We start from the raw sequence: 21,792 nt of genomic DNA on the forward strand, positions 1-21,792 counted from the left end.
GAACTCATAGAACAACGCAGCTTGTTCGATTTGCCGATGCCCCATCATGACCTTCAGTCCTGCCAATTAGACAGACTGAATCACTGATATCTCTGCGTCGCAACAGCCGCCTTTTTCAACACAATCGGACCCTAAGCCGACCAACTTCGTCACTTCCGGCTGGTCTGGTATTGAGGGCAGTCCGGACATCGCATCAGCGATCCTTCGACCGCCGCTTGTGACCCAACTCGGAAGTCGCCGGGCGTGAAGTGTTGCTTACGACGCGGCGTAATGACACAATCGGAAGCCAACCGTTCTGATGACATCAGGAGGAAGCCATGCTCGCATTCGGACGAGTCTTGTTGGTGGCGCTGTTGGCGATGGCTCCAGCTCAGGTGTTCGCAGGTCCCGAGGAGGAGGCGGATGCTTTGTTTGCCCGATGGAAAGCTGCTTACGACGCCAACGACAACGTCGCCGTCGCTAAGCTGTATGCGACCGACGCGATCCTACATGGCACCAGGAGCAGAGATCTAACATTGGGGCGTGAGGCAATTACGCAATACTTTACTGTGGTAATCGGCACCGGCAACAAGGTCGAATTCGTGGAGAAGCAGCTGAAGGTGATCAATCCCACAACCATACTGGCAGTCGGCTTCAACGATTTCATGCGTAACCGCGAGGGCAAACTCGTGCCAGAGCCAGCACGTTTCATGATGGTTCTTGTCAAAGAGAGCAACGATTGGGTCATAGCCCATCATCACTCGTCATTGCGTCCACCGCCCAAGCAGTGAAGTTCCGCTCTTGGCCCGAAAGCGATGTCCGGTCTGGCTCTGCAATCGTAGGCTTACCGAGGCAAACCGGAAGTAGCCGAACAATCGACCGAATCGCGCCTTATGACCCTTTCCGGAAGTCCCGCAACTAAATATTCTTTCGCCGTGTATTCCTATGAAGCGCTTCGCACCATGCGCAGGGTCATCGTCATTGGTTGCCAAGGCAGCGGCAAAACACGCCTCGCCCTGAACCTGGGGCAAAAGCTGGGGCTGCCGGTGGTGCATCTTGATGTGCTCTACTGGCTGCCCGGTTGGAAGGCATCGGACAAAGCGAGCTTTCGGGCGCGCGTCGCCGATGCAATCGCGAGCGAGGGCTGGGTCGTCGACGGCAGTTTCTCGGGGCTGGCCTTCGATCTTACGCTGGCGCGGGCCGATACCTTGGTTGTTATCGAGCGCCCGCGTTGGCTCTGCCAGTGGCGTATCGCCTGGCGTTCAGCCTTTGCTCGCGACGGGATACGACCGGACTTGCCCAAGGGATGCCCAGAACAGTTCGACTGGAATTTGATGCGAGAGGCGTGGCGCTACAACGCCGACCGCAAGCCAGTTATCGAGGCTGAGCGCCTGAAGTATGGTGCAGAAGTGCCGGTCGTTCGCCTAAGCCGCGACCGGGAGATCAAGGATTTTGCTGCCTCGCCAGCACATTCATCGCGCTAAGAACATTGGCGCAATGTCTCTTCTTGGCACTTCAGCGACCTCCAGCGATGTCCGCTTTTGTGCTGCTGTTGAGCGATGAGCCGACATCAGGCACGACGAAGACTACGCCCCTGATTTATGAGTACACGCCCTAATCTTTTTCGTTGCGCGCATCGAAACTAACCCGCGCGCCCTCGATCTCCGGCAGGTGCTCGAACGCCCATTTGCCGAGCGCCTGCACCGGCTGCGCCAGCCCACGGCCCAGATCGGTCAGTTCGTAATCGACCCGCGGCGGGATGGTCGGAAAGATCGTGCGCGTCACGAGGCCGTCGCGCTCAAGTCCGCGCAAGGTGAGCGTCAGCATCCGCTGCGAGATGCCGCCGATCTTGCGCTTGAGCTCATTGAAGCGCATCGGCCCATCGATCAGCATCATGATCACGAGCACACTCCATTTGTCGCCGACGCGGGCCAGCACGGAAGCCACCGCGCGGCAACTGCCCTCGGCATGCGGGCCCGGAGGCATGGCAGGCACAATCTTGTGCTCGGGTCTCATGGATGTGCTCGGGTGAGAAAAATGTGCGTTCTTGCGGGGTTATGCCACGGTCACTCATATAGCGCCAGTTACAAACCTATACCAAAGGGTGACCCCTACCATGAAACTTCTGCATCTCGATTCCAGCGTTCTCGGCCCCCACTCCGTCAGCCGCCAGGTTTCCGCCGCCGTGGTTGACCGCCTGCGCCAGTCCACCCCGGGCCTCGAAGTCAGCTATCGCGATCTGACGCTGACGCCGCTGGCGCATCTGTCTGGTTTGCACCTCGCCGCCAGTCAGGGAGCGCCCCCGGACGCCTCATTGCGCGACGACATCGCCGCCGGCCAGGCGGTGCTGAACGAGTTTCTGGCCGCCGACATCGTCGTGATCGGCGCGCCCATGTATAACTTCACCGTCCCGAGCCAGCTCAAGGCCTGGATCGACCGCATCCTGGTCGCGGGCAAGACGTTCAAGTACGGCGCGCAAGGCGTCGAAGGTCTGGCCGGCAACAAGCGCGTCATCATCGCGATCTCCCGCGGCGGCTATTACGGCGCGGACACACCGGTCGCCCCTGGCGAACACGTCGAAACCTATTTGCGCTGGGTATTCGGCTTCATCGGAATCCGGAATCCGGAATTCATTTCCGCCGATGGCATTCAGGTCGGCCCTGAGCACCGCGAAAAAGCTGTCGCCGGCGCGCTGAAAGCCGCAGGCGATCTGCACGCCGCTTAGGGTGAAGGACTGGCTGCCGTCTCATCCGACGGCAGCCGCCCTGCATGGTTGGGGAAACAATTTAGAAAATGCCGTTCATGCGGCAGAGAACGATCACGAGGGAGATCAAAAGACCGACGCCGGAAAACAGCGCAACTGAAACGAATTGCCCGCTGTCCGACTTCTGCGACGCGGATGAAGAGACGCCAGCCTTTTTCGGCATGACTGCTTCCAGTTCTCTTGCGTCAAAAAACTCCTATGCTTCGAATGTCCGGCAATGACGACTAACGTTCAATGCGCCCTTCCGGCTCAGCGCCAATCCGTCGCAGGTCGGCGGACTGACCGAGGCCACGGAAGCAGGCTTACCCCCGATAGATCGGCGCACCGCTCGGCGAGGCCGTGGCGCCGCCGTCGACGAACAGTTCCTGGCCCTGCACATGGGCGGAATCGTCCGAAGCAAGGAACAACACCGTCTTCGAGATATGGTCGGGTTCGCCGATGCGGCCGAGTGGCGTCGACAGCGCGATCCGCTTTTCAAAGGCCTTTTCGGCTTCCGGCGTGGCGATTGCCGCGCCCCAGATCGGGGTGCGAATCGCGCCCGGGGCCACCACGTTGACGCGGATGCCGCGCGGCGACAATTCCGACGCCATGATCCGCGCCATGGCCCGCACGCCGGCCTTGGCCGCGCCATAGGCCGAATAGCCGGGAATGCCGAGCACGGAGATCACCGAGCCGTTGAGGATGATCGAGCCGTTGTCGTTGAGATGCGGCAGCGCCGACTGCACGGTGAAGAACACGCCAGTGAGATTGGTGCTGATGACCTTCTGGAACGCTTCGATATCGGTGGCGCCCAGCGGCGTGCCGCCGGCGATGCCGGCATTGGCGAACAGGATGTCGTACTTGCCGAACTTTTCAGCCCCCTTCCCGATCGCAGCTTCGGTGGCGGCAATGTCAGTCGCGTCGGCGGCGAGCGCGAGCGCGTTCGGCCCCAATTCCTTGGCGGCGGCATCGAGCGTCGCCTGATTTCGTCCGGTGATGACGACCCGGGCGCCTTCGGCCACGAACAATCTTGCGGTCGCAAGACCGATGCCGCTGTTGCCCCCTGTGATCAACGCCGTCTTGTTCGCAAGCCTCATGGCTTCTCCGATGGTTGCATAATTAAACCAGATTGCCTACGTAGAGCGTCTGGTTTAATATTGCAACCACACAAGACCGTGATCGGCACGCAGAGAGCGTTTTCAAGCGAAGTGAAGAGAACGCGTCAACAAGGATTCAACGGGAAGCCCCACTATGGTGAAACGCACCAGCTTTGAGCACGACGACTGCCCGATCGCGCGCTCGCTGGATGCGATCGGCGACTGGTGGTCGCTCCTCATCATTCGCGAGGCGCTGTTCGGTATCAGCCGCTTCGGCGAATTCCAGAAGCGGCTCGGCCTCGCCAAGAACATCCTCGCCGTGCGGCTGCGCGCGCTGGTCGATCAGGGTATTCTCAAGATCGCCCCCGCCTCCGACGGCAGCGTCTATCAGGAATATCTGCTGACGCCGAAGGGCCGCGGCGTGTTTCCGATCCTGGTCGCCTTGCGGCAATGGAGCGAGGAATTCGACGAGCGGCCCGAGGAGATCGCCACCATCCTCGTCGATAAGGAAAAGGGTAAGCCGGTCCGCAAGCTCGAACTCTATTCGCAGGATGGGCGGCTATTGGGTGCCGGAGACACCGCCCTGAAGGCGCGTCCGGCGGGAAAGATTGGCAAGCGAGTTAGAGCGTAGCTGCCGATCCATCATCACTCCAAGTTCACGACAGCTTGTGCTTGCTCCGGGTCCGCAGCCGCTCTTCCGCCTCGAGCTGCGCCATGCCGAGCAGATGACTGAGCACCTCGAGCCGATGGCGCTCCGCGAGCTTGACCAGTTCGGCAACGGTCTCCGCAATGAAGGCTACGGCCTCGTCAGGGCCGCCCTCTTCACCTCGTTCTGGTACTTCGGTTGGCGAGTCCGGTTTCTTGCCTGAAGCTTTCCGCTTCCGGCCGCCAGCAGCTTTGCTCAAAAAACTTGCATCCCAATGACACAAAGTATTGCCCAGAAATAACCCCTTTGATGGCGCAACTCTAGGGCGCATTTCGCAACTCCTCAGATATAAGTGGACATCAAAAGGTTCCCTGGCGGCATTTGCTGATTTGACAGGGGCCGCCTCACCACCCATGTTCGGGTCCAATCGGTGGGCCGCGAGTCTCGCGGAACCCGCCTTTATCTTTTCCCGTAAGCCATTGGAATGACATGAATATCGTCATCGTGGAGTCGCCGGCGAAAGCCAAGACGATCAATAAGTATTTGGGCGCCTCCTATGAGGTTCTGGCCTCGTTCGGCCATGTCCGTGACCTCCCTGCCAAGAACGGTTCCGTCGACCCGGAAGCTAACTTTCAGATGATCTGGGAGGTCGATCCCAAGGCGGCTGGCCGACTCAACGACATCGCGAAAGCGCTGAAGGGTGCCGACCGCCTGATTCTCGCAACCGACCCTGATCGCGAGGGTGAAGCGATCTCCTGGCACGTGCTGGAGGTCATGAAAGAGAAGCGCGCGCTGAAAGATCAGAAGATCGAGCGCGTGGTGTTCAACGCCATTACCAAGCAGGCCGTGACTGACGCCATGAAGGCGCCGCGCCAGATCGACGGCGCGCTGGTCGACGCCTATATGGCGCGCCGCGCGCTGGACTATCTGGTCGGCTTCACGCTCTCACCGGTGCTGTGGCGCAAGCTGCCCGGCGCGCGCTCGGCCGGCCGTGTGCAGTCGGTCGCGCTGCGGCTGGTCTGCGATCGCGAACTCGAGATCGAAAAATTCGTCCCCCGCGAATACTGGTCGCTGGTCGCGACGCTGACCACGCCGCGCGGCGATAGCTTCGAAGCGCGGCTTGTCGGCGCCGACGGCAAGAAGATCCAACGGCTCGACATCGGCTCCGGCGCCGAAGCCGAAGACCTCAAGAAGGCGATCGAAGCCGCAAACTTCACGGTTTCGACGGTTGAGGCAAAGCCGGCCCGCCGCAATCCGCAAGCGCCCTTCACCACTTCGACGCTGCAGCAGGAAGCGAGCCGCAAGCTCGGCTTTGCGCCGGCGCACACCATGCGGATCGCGCAGCGGCTGTATGAAGGCATCGACATCGGCGGCGAGACCACCGGTCTCATCACCTATATGCGAACCGACGGCGTGCAGATCGACGGCTCCGCGATCACGCAGGCCCGCAAGGTGATCGGCGAGGATTACGGCAAGGCCTATGTGCCGGATGCGCCGCGCCAGTACCAGACCAAGGCCAAGAACGCGCAGGAAGCGCACGAAGCGATCCGCCCGACCGATCTGGCGCGCCGTCCCGCCGAGATGCGCCGCCGCCTCGATCCCGATCAGGCCAAGCTTTATGAGCTGATCTGGATCCGCACCATTGCGAGCCAGATGGAATCGGCCGAACTCGAACGCACCACCGTCGATATCGCGGCGAAAGCCGGCTCCCGCGTGCTGGAGCTGCGCGCTTCCGGCCAGGTCATCAAGTTCGACGGCTTCCTCGCGCTCTACCAGGAAGGCCGCGACGACGAGGAAGACGAGGATTCCCGCCGCCTCCCCGCCATGAGCGAAGGCGAGCCGTTGAAGCGGCAGGATCTTGCCGTCACGCAACACTTCACCGAGCCGCCGCCGCGCTTCTCCGAAGCGTCGCTGGTCAAGCGGATGGAAGAGCTCGGCATCGGCCGTCCCTCGACCTACGCCTCGATCCTGCAGGTGCTGAAAGATCGCGGCTACGTCAAGCTGGAGAAGAAGCGGCTGCACGGCGAGGACAAGGGCCGCGTCGTGGTCGCGTTTCTTGAAAACTTCTTCTCGCGCTATGTGGAGTACGACTTCACCGCCGCACTGGAAGAGCAGCTCGACCGCATCTCCAACAACGAGATTTCCTGGCAGCAGGTGTTGCAGGATTTCTGGGCCGGCTTCATCGGCGCGGTCAACGACATCAAGGATCTGCGCGTCGCCGAGGTGCTGGACGTGCTCGACGACATGCTGGGGCCGCACATCTATCCGCCACGCGCGGATGGCGGCGATGTCAGGCAGTGCCCGACCTGCGGCACCGGCAAGCTCAACCTGAAGGCCGGCAAGTTCGGCGCTTTTGTCGGCTGCTCGAACTATCCGGAATGCCGCTACACCCGCCCGCTGGCCGCCGATAGCGAAGCCAGCGCCGACCGCGTTCTGGGCAAGGATCCCGAGACCGACCTCGACGTGACGGTGAAGGCCGGACGTTTCGGCCCCTACATCCAGCTCGGCGAGCAGAAGGATTACGAAGAGGGCGAAAAGCCCAAGCGCGCCGGCATCCCGAAGAACATGTCGCCGGGCGACATGGAGCTCGAACTGGCTCTAAAACTGCTGTCGCTCCCGCGCGAAGTTGGAAAACATCCGGAAACCGGCGAGCCGATCACCGCAGGCATCGGCCGCTTCGGGCCGTTCGTGCGGCACGAAAAGACCTATGCCAGTCTCGAGGCCGGCGATGAGGTGTTCGACATCGGCCTCAACCGCGCGGTGACGCTGATCGCGGAAAAGATCGCAAAAGGCCCGAGCGGCCGCCGCTTCGGCGCCGATCCCGGCAAGCCGCTGGGCGAGCATCCGAGCTTGGGCGGTGTCGCCGTGAAGAACGGCCGCTACGGCGCCTATGTCACCGCCGGCGGCGTCAACGCCACGATCCCGAGCGACAAGACGCCCGACACGATCACGCTCGCCGAAGCCATCGCGCTGATCGACGAGCGCGCGGCCAAGGGCGGCGGCAAGCCGAAGCGCGGCGCCAAGAAGGCCGCGCCGAAAAAGGCCGCCAAGACCGCTACCAAGGCTGCCGACCCCGACGCGCCAAAACCTGCCAAGAAGGCAGCGGCGAAGAAAGCCGCAGCAAAGCCGAAATCGGAAGCCGTCAGCAAGGCGCGCGCGCCGGTCGCCTCCGCCGCCAAGACATCGGCGGCCAAGCCCGCCGCTCCATCCAAAACGCCCGCGAAGAAGAGCGCGGGCAAGGCCCGGGGATAAGTGAAGAGAAAACACGACCATGGCTTTCCGAGCCGGGACGCCATCGTTGCCTTTATCCGTGCCCATCCAGGCAAGATCGGCACGCGGGAAATCGCCCGCGAGTTCGGCCTGAAGAATGCCGACCGCGCCGAACTGAAGCGCATCCTGCGCGAACTCGCCGACGACGGCGCCATCGCCAAGCGCGGCCGGAAAATCCACGAGACGGCTCTCCTGCCCCCAACCGTGATCGCCGACATCACCGGCCGCGACACCGACGGCGAATTGCTCGCCGTTCCCACAGAATGGGACACCGAGGAAAACGGTCCCGCGCCGAAGATCCGCATCCACGTCCCGCGCCGCCTGCAACCGGGCACCGCTGCCGGTGTCGGCGACCGCGCCCTGTTGCGGATCGAAAAGGCTGATGATGGCGAAATCGCCCCCTATCGCGGCCGAATCATCAAGATCATCGATCAAGCCCGCACGCGCCTGCTCGGCATCTTCCGCAAGCTGCCTGGTGGCGGCGGCCTGCTCGTTCCCGTCGACAAGAAACAGGCCGGACGTGAATTGAACATCGCGCCTTCGGATACCGGCGGTGCCGAGGACGGCGACCTCGTCAGCGTCGATCTGGTTCGCTCGCGCGGCTATGGCCTTGCCTCCGGCAAGGTGAAGGAGCGGCTGGGCTCGCTGTCGAGCGAGAAGGCGATCAGCCTGATCGCGATCCATGCCCACGAGATTCCGCAGGCGTTTTCACCGTCCGCGGTGCGCGAGGCCGAGGCGGCCGAGCCAGCTACGCTGAAAGGCCGTGAAGACTGGCGCGATTTGCCGCTTGTCACCATCGATCCGCCCGACGCCAAAGATCACGACGACGCAGTGCACGCCGCGCTCGATCCCGATCCGAACAATAAGGGCGGCTACATCGTCCATGTCGCGATTGCCGACGTCGCCTTCTACGTGCGGCCGGGCTCGGCGCTGGACCGTGATGGGCTGACGCGCGGCAACTCGGTCTATTTCCCCGACCGCGTCGTGCCGATGCTACCCGAGCGCATCTCCAACAATCTCTGCTCGCTGGTGCCGGGCGAGCCGCGCGGCGCGCTTGCGGTGCGGCTGGTGATCGGCCCCGACGGCCGCAAGCGCTCGCACAGCTTTCATCGCGTGCTGATGCGTTCGGCCGCCAAGCTGCATTACGCGCAGGCGCAGGCCGCCATCGACGGCCGCCCCGACGATACCACCGGCCCGCTGCTGGAACCGATCCTGAAGCCGCTCTACGCAGCCTATGCGCTGGTGAAACTCGCACGCGACGAGCGCGATCCGCTCGATCTCGATCTGCCCGAGCGAAAAATCCTGCTCAAGCCCGACGGCACGGTCGATCGCGTCATCGTTCCGGAGCGCCTCGACGCGCATCGTCTGATCGAGGAATTCATGATCCTCGCCAATGTCGCTGCCGCCGAAATGCTTGAAAAGAAGGGCCTGCCGCTTATCTATCGGGTGCACGACGAGCCGACCCTGGAGAAGGTTCATAACCTTCAGGAGTTCCTGAAGACACTCGACCTCCCGTTCGCGAAGACCGGTGCGTTGCGCCCTGCCCTGTTCAATCGCGTGCTGGGACAGGTCCGCGGCGAAGACTACGAACCGCTCGTCAACGAGGTGGTGCTGCGCTCGCAGGCGCAGGCGGAATATTCGGCGGAGAATTACGGCCATTTCGGCCTCAACCTGCGCCGCTACGCGCATTTCACGTCGCCGATCAGGCGATATGCGGATCTGATCGTGCATCGGGCGCTGATCCGCGCGCTTGGTCTCGGCGAAGGCGCGTTGCCGGAGAGCGAGACGCTGGAAACACTGAGCGAGGTCGCGGCGCAGATTTCGCTGACCGAACGCCGCGCGATGAAGGCGGAACGCGAGACCGCAGACCGGCTGATCGCACATTTCCTCGCCGACCGCATCGGCGCAACGTTTCAGGGTCGTATTTCCGGCGTCACCCGCGCCGGCTTGTTCGTGAAGTTATCCGATACCGGCGCCGACGGGCTAATCCCGATCCGCACGCTCGGCACGGAGTATTTCAATTATGACGAGACGCGCCACGCGCTCGTCGGCTCACGCAGCGGTGCCATGCATCGGTTGGGTGACGTTGTCGACGTGCGTCTGGTAGAAGCTGCACCAGTGGCCGGCGCGTTGCGGTTCGAGCTGTTGTCGGAAGGTCAGGTCATTCCGCGCGGCAGAAAACGCGAGGGCTCGAAAGCACAGGCAAAGCCGTCGAAATCGCATCCGGGCCGCAGCCCGCGCGACAAGGTTCGAAAGCTCCACAAGGGCAAGTCCGGGAAATCCAAGCCCGGCAAATCGAAGAAAGGCAAGTCATGGAAACGGTGAGTCCCACGACATGGACCCGGGATCCCGCACACGCCGAAAAGCGCGATCTCTGGACCGCGATGAAGCGCGGTTTCCGTTGCCGTTGTCCGCGCTGCGGCGAAGGCAAGATGTTTCGCGCCTTCCTGAAGACTGCCAACAATTGCTCGGTATGCGGGCTCGACTTCTCGCCGCACAGGGCTGACGATCTGCCGGCCTATCTCGTGATCGTCATCGTCGGCCACATCGTGGTACCGGCGGCGCTGTGGATCGAAACCAATTACTCACCCGCGGTGTGGCTGCAACTGGCAATCTATTTGCCGATCACTTTCATTTCGTCGCTGCTGCTGTTGCAGCCGGTCAAGGGCGCGGTGGTCGGTTTCCAATGGGCGCTGCGCATGCACGGCTTTGACGAGAATGCGCCCAGCGACATTCCCCCGGTCTAGCTAAACCGGGGCCAACAAGAAGCATCACGATGGGGATGGAATGAGCGACGCTGCGACTACCGTACAGGAAGGAAAAGAAGCCGATCACCATCCTTACTTCCGGCCCAAGGATGCAGCGACCCTGATCCTGATCGACCGCTCCGGCGAGAAGCCCAAGGTGCTGGTCGGCAAGCGCCACGACAAGGTGGTGTTCATGCCGGGCAAGTATGTTTTCCCCGGTGGCCGTGTCGACAAGTCGGACAACCGGGTGCCGGTCGCCGCTCCGATTTCCGCGGAGCTTGAAGCCAATCTTCTCAAGGGCAGCCCGAAGATCGCGCCTTCCCGGGCGCGCGCGCTCGCGGTTGCCGCAATCCGCGAAGCCTGTGAGGAAACCGGCCTCTGTCTGGGATGCAAGGTCGACAAGCCCGTGAAGCTGGACGGCGCCTGGAAGCCGTTCGCGGAAGCCGGCCTGCTGCCCGATCCGTCAGGACTATTCCTGATCGCGCGCGCGATCACCCCGCCCGGCCGCGTCCGCCGTTTCGATACGCGCTTCTTCACGGCGGATGCGTCAGCCATCGCGCATCGGGTCGAAGGCGTCATCCACGCCGATGCCGAACTGGTCGAACTGGTGTGGGTCGAGATCGGCTCGCAGCCGCTCGCCGACGCGCATGCCATGACCAAGAACGTGCTCGCCGAACTCGACCGCCGCCTTGCCACCGGGCCCCTGCGCCACGACGCGCCGGTGCCGTTCTTCCATTTCTACGGCGGCAAGATGCAAAAGGATGTGCTGGGGGCGTAAGGCCTCCGCTCTCTCCGCATCCCCCCGCCCTCTCCCCGTCATTGCGAGCGTAGCGAAGCAATCCATCTCCCCCGGGCGAGGAAGTGGATTGCTTCGTCGCTATGCTCCTCGCAATGACGGTATTGGCGCCGTCGAATTGTTCTCCTCCAGTCCCTTAAATTGCAAAATCCTTCTCGACGCTGCCCATTGGCGCTGCCGTAATCGCCTCCCTATCTCTTCCCCAACAATAACAGCAACGGAACGGGGCAATGGCACAGCGGCAACTCAAGCTCGGCGCTTTCATGCGGCCGGTCTCCATCCATACCGGCGCGTGGCGCTATCCCGGCGCCTGGCCCGATGCCAATTTCAATTTCCCGCGCATCAAGCAACTGATCCAGAAACTCGAGACTGGCAAATTCGACGCCTTCTTCATGGCGGACCACCTCGCCGTGCTGAACATGCCGATCAACGCGCTCAAGCGCAGCCACACGGTCACCTCGTTCGAGCCGTTCACGCTGCTGTCGGCGCTGGCCGGCGCCACCGAACATATCGGCCTGATCGCGACGGGATCGACGACGTTCGACGAGCCCTATCACGTTGCCCGCCGCTTCGCCTCGCTCGATCACATCTCGGGCGGACGCGCGGGGTGGAATATCGTCACCACCTCCAATCCGGACGCCGCGCTCAATTTCGGGCTCGACGACCACATGGAGCACGCCGAGCGCTACAAGCGGGCGCGCGAGTTCTATGACGTGGTCACGGGTCTCTGGGATTCCTTCGCCGACGACGCCTTCGTGCGCGACGTCGAGAGCGGGCTCTATTTCGATCCCGAAAAGATGCACGTGCTCAATCACAAGGGAAAATATCTCTCCGTCCGTGGGCCGCTCAACATCGCCCGCCCCGTGCAGGGCTGGCCGCTGATCGTGCAGGCCGGCGCGTCCGAAGACGGCAAGCAGCTCGCAGCGGAAACGGCCGAAGCCGTGTTCACCGGCGGCGGCAGCCTCGCCGACGGGCAAAAGCTTTACGCCGACATCAAGGGCCGCATGGAGAAGATCGGCCGCGACCCCGAGCACCTGAAGATCCTGCCCGGCGCCTTCGTCGTCGTGGGCGACAGCGTCGAGGAAGCCAAGGAGAAGAGAGCAAAACTCGACAGCATGGTGCATTACGACAGCGCCATCGCCTCGCTCTCGGTGCAGCTCGGCACGGATGCGTCCGGATTCGATCCCGACGGGCAGTTGCCGGAAATCCCCGAGACGAATGCCAGCAAGAGCGGCCGCCAACGCCTCGTCGATGCCGCCGCGCGCGACAAGCTCACGGTGCGCCAGCTCGCCCAGCGGGTCGGCGGCTATGGCGGGCTGTCGTTCGTCGGCACGCCCAAGACCATCGCCGACCAGATGGAAGACTGGCTGGTGAGCCGCGGCAGCGACGGCTTCAACATCATGTTCCCGTTCCTGCCCGCGGGGCTGGACGATTTCGTCGACAAGGTGGTGCCGGAACTGCAAAGGCGCGGGATTTTCCGAAAAGAGTATGAGGGCAAGACCCTGCGGGAGAATCTGGGGCTGCCGAGGCCGAAAAACCGGTTCTTTGAGGGTTAATCCCGCCGAATCCGGCCGGTTTTTGCCCCGAAAACCTTGACTTTGGGCGATCAGAAGCTAGGTTGCGCGCAAATGCAGGCCGGTTTGGCCGGCGCCAGATTTCCAGACATTTGAGGTCTCAACCATGGCCAAAGCGGTCACCATCAAGGTCAAGCTCGTTTCCACGGCGGATACCGGCTTCTACTACGTCGCCAAGAAGAACTCGCGCACCATGACCGACAAGCTGGTCAAGAAGAAGTACGACCCGGTCGCGCGCAAGCACGTCGAGTTCAAGGAATCGAAGATCAAGTAACGTCGCAGCCTATCGCTGACGGTTTGAACGGGGCCCTTCGGCCCCGTTTTTGATTCCGCCCTACAACGGCTAAGCCGTCTGCATCTGCGGCGGCCCGCTCGGCCGGATCAGCGCGAACGCGACCTGGATAATGCCGCCGGCCAGCCCCAGCGCGACGCCGATCCGCCAGGCCATGGTGTAGGAGCCGAGCGCGTCGTAGAGCACCCCGCCGCCAAAGGCGCCGAGGAAGCTGCCGGCCTGATGGCTCATGAAGGCAAGGCCCTGGATCATCGCCTGCCATTTCAGGCCGAACATCTCGGCCACTGCGCCCGCGACCAGCGGGCCGACGCCCATCCACAGAAACCCCATGATGGCGCCGAACAGCAGCGTGGTCGCCTGCGTCGGCGGCAGCGTGAAGTACCAGGCGAGCGCGATGGAGCGGAAGATGTAGATGCCGCCGAGCAGCGCCAGCTTGTTCCAGCGCTGGCCGGCCCAGCCGAAGAAGATGCTGCCGAGCACGTTGAAGCCGCCGATCATGCCGAGCGTCTGCGCGCTCAGCATCGGGTCCATGCCGCAGATCGCCAGATAAGACGGCAGATGCGTGGTAAGAAAGACGAGCTGCATGCCGCAGACGAAGTAGGCGCCGGTCATCACCACGAACGAAGCGTTGGAGAATGCCATCTTCGTAGCCATGGCAGCCGAAGCGTCGTCGATCTCGTCATCGGCGGGCTTGGGCAGCGGGACCTTGTCCACCCGCCCCGCGTACCATGCGGCCGGAATCATCAGCAGCGACAGCACGACGAAGCCGACAAGGCCAATCCGCCAGCCATAACCGTCGTTGAGAATCTGTCCGATCGGCGCCGACAACAGCGCGCCGAGCGATCCTGCACCCGAGACCAGGCCAAGCACCGTCGAGCGCACCGACGCCGGCACCGCGCGGGCTGCGACCGACATCGCGATCGCCGCCGCAGTGCAGGCCAGCGAGATGCCGATCAGCACGCCGCCGCCGATCATGACGCTGAGAATGCCGTTGGCGCCCGCCATGAGCGCGAGGCCCGCGACATAGAGCAGCGCGCCGACAATCATAATGGGCCGAAAGCCGTAGCGCACCGTCAGCGCCCCGGCGAGCGGCTGCAGGAAACCCCAGGCGAGATTCTGCACTGCGAGCGCCAGCGTGAAATCGGAAACCGAAATCCGGATGTCCTGCGTCAGCGGTTGCATGAAAAGGCCGAGCGACTGCCGCAGGCCCATGCTGAGCGTCAGCATGACGGATGCGCCGATCAGGATGGGCAGTGTGGGGCGCAGAATCTGCAGCAGGGCCATTGTTTTTATTCTCCCTAAGGCCCGCGATTCGAACGCCGCGTCCTGCAATTGATATCTGAAATAGGTACACAGACCTGTGTAACTAGGCTATAAGGGGGCTCTGCTGTCAAGCTAACGGCTATCGCGCATTCGCATGGCACCCCTGCCCGCCAAACCCGATATGAAGGACCGGATCCTCGAAACCGCAGACAGGCTGTTCTATCTGCAGGGGATTCGCGCGGTTGGCGTCGACACCATCGCCGCCGAAATCGGCATCAGCAAGCGCACGCTCTACAATCATTTTCCGTCAAAAGACGCGTTGATCTCGGCCTATCTGGCGCGACGTTTCGTGCCGCCGCGGCCATCCAACAAGTCGCCGGTCGAGCAGATTCTCGGCACCTTCGATTCGCTGGAGCGGCGCTTTTCGGCCAAGGATTTTCGCGGCTGTCCGTTCGTCAATGCGGTAGCCGAACTCGGCGAAGACCGGTCGGTTCGAAAGGTGGCAGTCGCGTTCAAGGAAAGCCGCCGCCTCTGGTTTCGCGACTTGCTGCTGCAACTCGGTGTCGCGGATGCAGAAGCCCTGGCGACGCAACTCGCACTGCTCGTCGACGGCTCGATCGCGCAAGATCTCGTCCGCAACGACCCCGCGATGGCACGCGCGGCGAAGGAAGCGGTGACGGTGTTGCTACGGAATGCGGGCGTGAAGGTGGGCAAAACCAGTACAGCGGCAAAACAGGCATCGAAGAAGCCCCGGACCTCCTCACCAGCTTGAGGCGACTACCTCCACATCGTCGTCCCTGCCTAGTGCGCAATTGCGCACGGGCGCAGTACCCATGCGCCGTGGCTTTGCAATAGGCCGATGTGGTAGTTACCTTGGCCACAAGCAAGCGGCGATAGAGGGAGCGAAAATGGAAGACCTGAAAGTGACCGCCAGCGGCTACGACTTCAAACCGGCACGCACGGCCATGCAACGCTATATCGACAACAACCTGCTGTCGGGCATTTCCTGGGCGGTCATGAGCGGGCGCGACCTCATCGATGTGAATTGCGTCGGCTGGGCCGACAAGGAGGCGCAGACGCCGCTGCGCACCGACCACATCTTCCGCGTCTTCTCCAACACCAAGCTGATCACCTCCTGCGCGGTGCTGCTGCTGTTCGAGGAAGGCAAACTTGGGCTCGACGACGCAATCGAGAAATTTATTCCGCAGCTCGGAAATCGCAGGGTGTTGCGACCCGGCGCCGCCTCGCTTGACGATACCGAGCCCGCGAGGAGCTCGATCACCATCCGTCAGTTGCTCAGCCACAGCTCCGGCCTGAGCTACGGCTTTTTCGATCCCGGCACCGCCATCTACAAGGTGCTGAACGAGCGCGGCGTCCACAATCCCATGACGACGCTGGCCGACATGGTGGACGTGCTGGCCGGCCTGCCGCTGATCTATCAGCCGGGCACCTCGTGGGAATATTCGCTTGCCACCGACGTGCTGGGGCGGCTGGTCGAAGTCATCAGCGGCCAGAGTTTTGACAAGTTCATCAAGCTGCGGATTCTCGATCCGCTCGGCATGGTCGATACCGGCTTCGTCGTGCCGGAAAAGGATCAGGGCCGGCTGGTCGCCTATTACGCCGGTGCAGACCTGATGGAGCCGATGAAGCCGGGGTTGACCCGAACCGACAACTCGCCTTTCCCAGGCGCTTATCTGCGCCCGATCGCGCGGCTCAGCGGCGGTGGCGGCCTGGTTTCGACGCTGCATGACATGGTGGCGCTGATCCGAAGTCTGCTGCCCGGCGGGCCGACGCTGCTCAAGCCGGAAACGATTGCGCAGATGATGACCAACCAGTTGCCCGAGGGCCAGTGGATCCGCTTTGCCACGATGGGAGAGCAGCCCGGCAAGGCCTATACCCTGGCCGGCGGCTTGATCGTGAAGCCGACGCCGTTCGATCATCCCGACGCGGCGGGTGAGCTCTATTGGGGCGGCGTCGCCGGCACCCAATGGTGGATCTCGCCGAGGTATAACATCGCGGGCGTCATGATGGCGCAGCGCCAGATGGCGTTCGTGCATCCGTTCTCGTTCGAGTTCAAGCGGCTGGCGTATGAGGCGGTGAAGCAAGGCGCCGAAGGAATGCGCGTCTCCGCGTAAGCATCCGCACAAAGGCTTAAGCATCCGCACAAAGGCTGTCGTCACCCGCGAAAGCGGGTGACCCAGTATTCCAGAGACGTTGAAGATTGAGTCGAGAGGCCGCGGCGTACTGGATGCCCCGCCCCAGTGCGCAATTGCGCACAAGGCGGGGCACGACGATCTAGCAAGATCAACGCAATTGCGCGACGACAACTTACGCCGCCGTCGAAACCACCCTGTTCCGGCCGTCGTTCTTCGCCCGATACAGCGCCATGTCGGCGCGCTTGAGCACGTCGGCGACCGGTTCGTCCTTGTGGTCCAGCGTGGCGAGGCCGATCGAGATGGTGACGTCGATCCGCTTGGTGCCCTTGTTGACGGCAAAGGTTTCGCCGGCGATCGAGCGGCGCAGGCGCTCGGCAACCATGCCGGCGACATTGAGGTCGGTTTCCGGCATCACGATCACGAACTCCTCGCCGCCGTAGCGGCAGGCGAGATCGATGCCGCGGATCGACTTGCGGATACGCACCGCGAATTCCCGCAGCACGTCGTCGCCGGCATCGTGGCCGTAGGTGTCGTTGATCGATTTGAAGTAGTCGATGTCGAGGATCATCAGCGCTAGCGGCTTGCCGCGGCTCGAGGCCTGCTCGACGAGCGTCGAGAGATGGCTTTCCATGTAGCGGCGGTTGTTCAGGCCGGTCAGTGCGTCGGTGATCGCCATCTCAATCGAGTTCTGCACGTTGTCGCGCAGATGGTCGGTGTAACGCCGCTTGCGGATCTGGGTGCGCGCCCGCGCCAGCAGTTCGTTCTTGTCGACGGGACGGAGCAGATAGTCGTTGACGCCGATTTCGAGCCCGCGCAACAGCCGCGCATTGTTGTCGGCGTCCGAGATGGCGAGGATCGGCAACTGGCGGGTGCGCTCCAGCGAGCGCGCCTGGCTGCACAGCCGCAGGCCGTCGTAATTTTCCAGGCTGAGCGAAACGATCAGCAAGTCATAATTGCCCTCGGCGGCATGAAACAACGCCTCCGCCGGGTTGATCTCGACGTCAACCGTGTGCTCGGCGGAAAGGATCGGTGCCAGCCGCTCGTAGGATGACGGCCGGTCGTCGACCAGCAGGATCCGCCCACCAACGCCCTTGTCGGCGATCGCGCTGCGCTCGGGCGCTTCCATGCCGATCTCGAGCGAGGTGATGGCGCGCATGCGCAGCTCATCGGTCATCATCTTCAGCCGCGTCAGCGAGCGAACGCGCGCGATCAAAACGACGTCGGACACCGGCTTGGTGAGAAAATCGTCGGCGCCGGCTTCCAGCCCGCGCACGCGATCAGACGGGCTGTCCAGCGCTGTGACGATCACGACGGGAATGAAGTGTGTGGCCGGATTGGACTTCAGGCGGCGGCAGACTTCGAACCCGTCCATGTCAGGCATCATGACGTCGAGCAGGATGATGTCGCATTCCGAGCGGGAGCAGATGTCGAGTGCCTCGGCGCCGTTCGAGGCGGTCAGCACGTCGAAATATTCGGCCGACAGGCGGGCTTCCAGGAGCTTGACGTTTGCCGGAACGTCATCGACGACAAGAATACGTGCAGACATCGAAACTCACTCCTACCCGATAAAACGCCGCACGGTTTCGATAAACTTGCCGACGGAAATAGGTTTGGACAGATACGCCTCGCAGCCGCCCTCGCGGATGCGCTCTTCGTCGCCTTTCATCGCAAAGGCGGTAACGGCAACCACCGGAATCGCGCGCAGCTCCGGATCGTCCTTGATCCAGCGGGTCACTTCGAGGCCGGATACTTGCGGAAGCTGGATGTCCATCAGGATCAGATCAGGACGCAGCTTGCGAACGAGATCGAGTGCCTCGAAACCGTTGCTGGTACCGGAAGTCTGATAGCCATGCGCTTCCAACAGATCGCGAAAGAGCTTCATGTTGAGCTCGTTGTCCTCCACGATCAGGACGGTTTTCGCCATCCCGTCCCTCCCTCATCCCAGGAAACACGTCCGGCTTTTCGACACGCCCCGCACCGCAGCCGCCCCTTGTCGAAAAGTGAATTCAAACTAGCGCCAGATTTCGCTCTAAGCCGTTAAATCGATGCGCCAAGTTTTACGAAGCGGTTTGCAAATGTTGAACGCACTCCGCAGACTCGGGCATGATGGTTCCAAAGTAGAGCCTATAAGTTAACGGAAAGGCAAATCGTCTGTTGAAAAAGCCTGTTCACAACCCCCGCGAAGTGGCTGAAATCGTTGCAGTTCAGGCGCTGAGTTTCATTGCCGGCGATCCCGAGCGGCTGGGCCTGTTCCTGGCCGAAACCGGTATCGGTCCGGAGACGCTGCGCACCGCCGCGGCCGACCCGCAATTTCTAGCATCGGTTTTGGATTTTGTGATGCGGGATGACGCCACCGTGCAGGCATTTGCGAGCGCCTCGCAACTGCATCCGACCAACATCGCCGCCGCCCGTCAGGTGCTGGGGGACCCGCACTGGGAGCGCGACGTGCCGTGAGCGCACCAGCGGCCTCGTTTGACGGTCCGCGCGCCTTTTGCCGGGACTGCCTCGGCGACCTCGATATCAAGGTGAGGCGGTGCGGCGAATGCGGTTCCCCGCGCCTCGTTCGCCACCATGCCCTGCCCTCGCTGACGCTGGCCCATATCGATTGCGACGCGTTCTATGCAACCGTCGAGAAGCGCGACAATCCGGAGCTTGCCGACAGGCCCGTGATCATCGGCGGCGGCAAGCGCGGCGTGGTCTCGGCTGCCTGCTACGTCTCGCGAACCTACGGCGTGCGCTCGGCCATGCCGATGTTCAAGGCGCTTGAGCTCTGCCCGCAGGCTGCCGTGATTCCGCCGGACATGGCGAAATATGTCCGCGTTGGCCGCGAGGTGCGCCACGCCATGCAGACGCTGACGCCGCTGGTGGAACCGCTGTCGATCGACGAGGCGTTTTTGGACCTTGCCGGCACCCAGCGCGTCCACGGCATGATTCCGGCAAAAGTACTGGCGCGCTTTGCCCGCGACGTCGAGCGCGACATCGGCATCACGGTGTCCGTCGGCCTGTCCTGCAACAAGTTTTTGGCCAAGATCGCCTCCGATCTCGACAAGCCCCGCGGCTTTGCCGCCCTCGACCAGGTCGAGGCCCGCGAGATGCTGGCGGACAAGCCGGTCGGCTTCATATATGGCGTCGGCCCGGCAACCCAGGAAAAGCTGCTGCAGCGGGGTTTTCGCACCATCGCAGACCTGCAGCGTGCCGACGAGGTCGAGCTGATGAAGCAGTTCGGCGGCGAAGGCCGCCGGCTGTGGCGGCTGGCGCGTGGCATCGACGATCGCAGCGTGGTGCCCGACCGCGGCGCCAAGACGATATCGAGCGAAACCACGTTCGAGAACGACATCCGCGATTTCGCCACGCTGGAACGGCTGTTGTGGCGGCTGTCGGAGAAAGTGTCGTCGCGGCTGAAGAACAGCAATCTGGCCGGCTGCACTATCACGCTGAAGCTGAAAACCGCCGATTTCCGCCAGCGGACCCGCTCGCAATCGATCCAGGCGCCGACCCAGCTCGCCGCGAAGATTTTTGCGGTGTCACGCGAGATGCTGGCGAGGGAGATCGACGGCACCGCCTTCCGCCTGATGGGCACCGGCGTCAGCGCGCTGCGCGAGGGATCGCGCGGCGACGACAGCGACATGCTCGACCGCCGCTCCGCCCATGCCGAGCGCGCGATGGATGATTTGCGCAAGAAGTTCGGCAATGCCGCGGTGATCCGGGGCATCGCCTACAAGGGGCCGGTGAAGGAAGAGGATGAGGAGGAGTAACCGCTCTCACCCCGTCATTGCCTGCGACAAACGCGAAGCGTTTGCGCAAGGGAGCAAAGCGATGAAGCAATCCATCTGGCCGTTATGCCGCGCCATGGATTGCTTCGCGGAGCCTGTCATCGGGCGCGCATTCGCGCGACCCGTTGGCTCGCAATGACGAAGGAGAGACCTCAATCGACGACGGCCACGGCCTCAATCTCGATCAGCCATTCCGGGGCCGCAAGCGCCGTGACACCGACGAGCGTGCTCGCCGGCGGCTCCATGCCTTCAAAGAAGGCCGAGCGCGCCTTGCCGATGATCGGACGGAGCTCCGGCTTGTAGCCCACGACGAAGGTGGTGATCTTCACGATATCGGAATAACCCGCACCGGCGGATTTCAGTGCCAGCCCGATATTGTGCATCACCTGTGTCGTCTGCGCGGCGAGATCCCCCTCGCCGACCACCCGCCCCTCCTCGTCGGTGGACACCTGTCCCGCGATATAGATCGTGCGCGCGCCTGACGCGACGACGACGTGGGAGTAAGCCGGGTTGTGGTGAAGACCGCTTGGCCGGAGTTGTTCGAGCTTGCTCATTGTCTGCGCCTCCCTGACGTGCCTGATTGGGCCGAAGCGTATCCGGGTCCGACGCTCTCGACCATCCCTCAAGGAAAATACTCAACCATGCGGTCTTGAACCGGCAAGGAATGATCAGATTTCTATCAAGTCTCCAATTTGCAGGGGGCCCATGGGTCCGGATGCGTTTCACGATCCGACGCAAAAGGAGCGAAAGATGGCGTTTTTGAAACGGGAGTTGCATCGGCAGGTCAAAGGCCCCGAAGTCACGGAACTGGATTTCTGGAACCTGGTCTTCGACACCGACACCAAGCGCTTGTACATCGAGCACGAGTGGACCTACCTGGATTCGCGGATCCGTGGGGCTGCGGATTATCGAACCGACGTCATGGATATCGCGGCGTATCTGACGCAAGGCGGTCAAACGGCCGGCCACCGTGAACTCTGGCGGTTGCTGCGAGGCATCTTCAAGGAACAGTTCGAGCCGGAGGCGTACGAGCACGAGGTACCGTTCTCGGGACAGGCCCCGGTTCGGGACATCGAGCAGCAGGCGCCAAATCGTCCTTGACGAGTGGCTGTCAGAGCATCTTCTCGACAACCTTCGTCATGTCCGCCGCGGAGAAGGCTCGCAACGATTCGGTGCGAACATTGCCCAGGGCGCCAAGACTCAAGCTGAGCGACATGGCGGAAAATTCGTCCGGCGCATCGAGGATTGTCACAACATCATACCGCCCCTGCGTCCAGAACAGCTCCTTTACGGTCACTCCGAAGGTCTCGGCCGTCTTCCTGAAAGCCTCGGCCCGCTTCGGCGACTCCTTGGCATTGCGGATTCCCTGGTCGGTGAAACTGCCAAGCACGACATAAGTTACCATCGTGGCTCTCCCTGGTTGTCGGATGCAGCCGAACCTTCCAGCTGAATGTCG

The 21,792-nt window shown here is 62.6% G+C and carries 24 protein-coding genes; 15 read left to right on the forward strand and 9 right to left on the reverse strand.

The genetic code is table 11. The features are described 5' to 3' along the window. Positions 1-317: 317 nt before the first annotated feature. Both AC0QUY_RS19270 and AC0QUY_RS19275 read left to right on the forward strand, forming a co-directional pair. Positions 318-770, forward strand: a complete 453-nt coding sequence (locus AC0QUY_RS19270; protein WP_475387972.1) for an SgcJ/EcaC family oxidoreductase — start codon at positions 318-320, stop codon at positions 768-770. 171 nt (positions 771-941) lie between these two features. Next, a complete protein-coding gene (locus tag AC0QUY_RS19275) occupies positions 942-1,463 on the forward strand; it encodes a P-loop NTPase family protein (RefSeq protein ID WP_161856727.1) in 522 nt (173 codons plus the stop codon). Positions 1,464-1,593: 130 nt separating this feature from the next. On the opposite strand, the gene AC0QUY_RS19280 is transcribed toward AC0QUY_RS19275, so the two are convergent. Continuing rightward, positions 1,594-1,995 carry a winged helix-turn-helix transcriptional regulator gene (locus tag AC0QUY_RS19280; RefSeq protein ID WP_161855072.1) on the reverse strand — a complete coding sequence of 134 codons (402 nt, stop codon included), beginning with the start codon at positions 1,993-1,995 and terminating at the stop codon, positions 1,594-1,596. 100 nt (positions 1,996-2,095) lie between these two features. On the opposite strand from AC0QUY_RS19280, the gene AC0QUY_RS19285 reads away from it, so the two are divergent. After that, positions 2,096-2,704 (forward strand): FMN-dependent NADH-azoreductase, encoded by a 609-nt coding sequence (locus AC0QUY_RS19285; RefSeq protein WP_475387973.1) that lies wholly within the window; start codon positions 2,096-2,098, stop codon positions 2,702-2,704. Between the two features lie 61 nt (positions 2,705-2,765). Here the strand turns inward: AC0QUY_RS19285 and AC0QUY_RS19290 are convergent, their stop codons facing one another. Both AC0QUY_RS19290 and AC0QUY_RS19295 read right to left on the reverse strand, forming a co-directional pair. Then, positions 2,766-2,906 (reverse strand): hypothetical protein, encoded by a 141-nt coding sequence (locus AC0QUY_RS19290; protein ID WP_202639102.1) that lies wholly within the window; start codon positions 2,904-2,906, stop codon positions 2,766-2,768. Between the two features lie 139 nt (positions 2,907-3,045). After that, positions 3,046-3,819 (reverse strand): SDR family oxidoreductase, encoded by a 774-nt coding sequence (locus tag AC0QUY_RS19295; protein WP_475387974.1) that lies wholly within the window; start codon positions 3,817-3,819, stop codon positions 3,046-3,048. A 154-nt stretch (positions 3,820-3,973) separates the two neighbouring features. Between AC0QUY_RS19295 and AC0QUY_RS19300 the strand changes: the two genes are divergently transcribed. Continuing rightward, the gene (locus tag AC0QUY_RS19300; protein WP_475387975.1) at positions 3,974-4,450 is read left to right on the forward strand and encodes a winged helix-turn-helix transcriptional regulator; all 477 of its coding nucleotides are present in this window, start codon (positions 3,974-3,976) and stop codon (positions 4,448-4,450) included. Positions 4,451-4,475: 25 nt separating this feature from the next. Here the strand turns inward: AC0QUY_RS19300 and AC0QUY_RS19305 are convergent, their stop codons facing one another. Beyond that, positions 4,476-4,724: a hypothetical protein gene (locus tag AC0QUY_RS19305; RefSeq protein ID WP_057856780.1), complete on the reverse strand. Its 249-nt coding sequence runs from the start codon at positions 4,722-4,724 to the stop codon at positions 4,476-4,478. A gap of 230 nt (positions 4,725-4,954) precedes the next feature. Between AC0QUY_RS19305 and topA the strand changes: the two genes are divergently transcribed. The 6 genes from topA to rpmG all read left to right on the forward strand — a co-directional run bounded on the left by topA (position 4,955) and on the right by rpmG (position 13,126). Continuing rightward, positions 4,955-7,717, forward strand: a complete 2,763-nt coding sequence (topA, locus tag AC0QUY_RS19310) for a type I DNA topoisomerase (RefSeq protein WP_475387976.1) — start codon at positions 4,955-4,957, stop codon at positions 7,715-7,717. After that, the gene (rnr, locus tag AC0QUY_RS19315; RefSeq protein WP_475387977.1) at positions 7,718-10,060 is read left to right on the forward strand and encodes a ribonuclease R; all 2,343 of its coding nucleotides are present in this window, start codon (positions 7,718-7,720) and stop codon (positions 10,058-10,060) included. It abuts the gene before it with no gap. Continuing rightward, the gene (locus AC0QUY_RS19320) at positions 10,048-10,482 is read left to right on the forward strand and encodes a DUF983 domain-containing protein (protein WP_161855078.1); all 435 of its coding nucleotides are present in this window, start codon (positions 10,048-10,050) and stop codon (positions 10,480-10,482) included. Before rnr ends, AC0QUY_RS19320 begins: the two co-directional genes overlap by 13 nt. Positions 10,483-10,522: 40 nt before the next feature. Then, positions 10,523-11,260: an NUDIX hydrolase gene (locus AC0QUY_RS19325; protein WP_475387978.1), complete on the forward strand. Its 738-nt coding sequence runs from the start codon at positions 10,523-10,525 to the stop codon at positions 11,258-11,260. Positions 11,261-11,508: 248 nt separating this feature from the next. After that, positions 11,509-12,834 (forward strand): LLM class flavin-dependent oxidoreductase, encoded by a 1,326-nt coding sequence (locus tag AC0QUY_RS19330; protein WP_475387979.1) that lies wholly within the window; start codon positions 11,509-11,511, stop codon positions 12,832-12,834. 124 nt (positions 12,835-12,958) lie between these two features. Then, positions 12,959-13,126, forward strand: coding sequence for a 50S ribosomal protein L33 (rpmG, locus tag AC0QUY_RS19335; RefSeq protein ID WP_027537094.1), 168 nt, complete (start codon positions 12,959-12,961; stop codon positions 13,124-13,126). A 69-nt stretch (positions 13,127-13,195) separates the two neighbouring features. On the opposite strand, the gene AC0QUY_RS19340 is transcribed toward rpmG, so the two are convergent. Continuing rightward, on the reverse strand, positions 13,196-14,428 hold the full coding sequence (locus AC0QUY_RS19340) for an MFS transporter (protein WP_475387980.1): 1,233 nt from the start codon (positions 14,426-14,428) through the stop codon (positions 13,196-13,198). 133 nt (positions 14,429-14,561) lie between these two features. Between AC0QUY_RS19340 and AC0QUY_RS19345 the strand changes: the two genes are divergently transcribed. Together AC0QUY_RS19345 and AC0QUY_RS19350 are read left to right on the forward strand one after the other, a co-directional pair. Next, positions 14,562-15,179, forward strand: a complete 618-nt coding sequence (locus AC0QUY_RS19345) for a TetR/AcrR family transcriptional regulator (RefSeq protein WP_475387981.1) — start codon at positions 14,562-14,564, stop codon at positions 15,177-15,179. Between the two features lie 136 nt (positions 15,180-15,315). Further along, a complete protein-coding gene (locus tag AC0QUY_RS19350) occupies positions 15,316-16,542 on the forward strand; it encodes a serine hydrolase domain-containing protein (protein WP_475387982.1) in 1,227 nt (408 codons plus the stop codon). A 193-nt stretch (positions 16,543-16,735) separates the two neighbouring features. Here the strand turns inward: AC0QUY_RS19350 and AC0QUY_RS19355 are convergent, their stop codons facing one another. Continuing rightward, positions 16,736-18,109, reverse strand: a complete 1,374-nt coding sequence (locus AC0QUY_RS19355) for a PleD family two-component system response regulator (protein WP_161855083.1) — start codon at positions 18,107-18,109, stop codon at positions 16,736-16,738. Between the two features lie 12 nt (positions 18,110-18,121). Then, a complete protein-coding gene (locus tag AC0QUY_RS19360) occupies positions 18,122-18,487 on the reverse strand; it encodes a response regulator (RefSeq protein ID WP_027538546.1) in 366 nt (121 codons plus the stop codon). 230 nt (positions 18,488-18,717) lie between these two features. Between AC0QUY_RS19360 and AC0QUY_RS19365 the strand changes: the two genes are divergently transcribed. Both AC0QUY_RS19365 and AC0QUY_RS19370 read left to right on the forward strand, forming a co-directional pair. Further along, complete coding sequence (locus AC0QUY_RS19365) at positions 18,718-19,017, forward strand: DUF3572 domain-containing protein (RefSeq protein ID WP_161855084.1); 300 nt, start codon at positions 18,718-18,720, stop codon at positions 19,015-19,017. After that, positions 19,014-20,318, forward strand: a complete 1,305-nt coding sequence (locus tag AC0QUY_RS19370; RefSeq protein ID WP_161855085.1) for a DNA polymerase IV — start codon at positions 19,014-19,016, stop codon at positions 20,316-20,318. Before AC0QUY_RS19365 ends, AC0QUY_RS19370 begins: the two co-directional genes overlap by 4 nt. 170 nt (positions 20,319-20,488) lie before the next feature. Here the strand turns inward: AC0QUY_RS19370 and AC0QUY_RS19375 are convergent, their stop codons facing one another. Continuing rightward, positions 20,489-20,890 carry a RidA family protein gene (locus AC0QUY_RS19375; protein ID WP_161855086.1) on the reverse strand — a complete coding sequence of 134 codons (402 nt, stop codon included), beginning with the start codon at positions 20,888-20,890 and terminating at the stop codon, positions 20,489-20,491. A gap of 196 nt (positions 20,891-21,086) precedes the next feature. On the opposite strand from AC0QUY_RS19375, the gene AC0QUY_RS19380 reads away from it, so the two are divergent. Beyond that, entirely contained in the window at positions 21,087-21,437 is a 351-nt protein-coding gene (locus AC0QUY_RS19380; protein WP_475387983.1) for a hypothetical protein, read from the forward strand. Between the two features lie 10 nt (positions 21,438-21,447). On the opposite strand, the gene AC0QUY_RS19385 is transcribed toward AC0QUY_RS19380, so the two are convergent. After that, entirely contained in the window at positions 21,448-21,741 is a 294-nt protein-coding gene (locus tag AC0QUY_RS19385) for a GYD domain-containing protein (RefSeq protein ID WP_475387984.1), read from the reverse strand. Between the last annotated feature and the right edge of the window lie 51 nt (positions 21,742-21,792).

The organism is Bradyrhizobium sp. WYCCWR15520 (genome assembly GCF_056174665.1).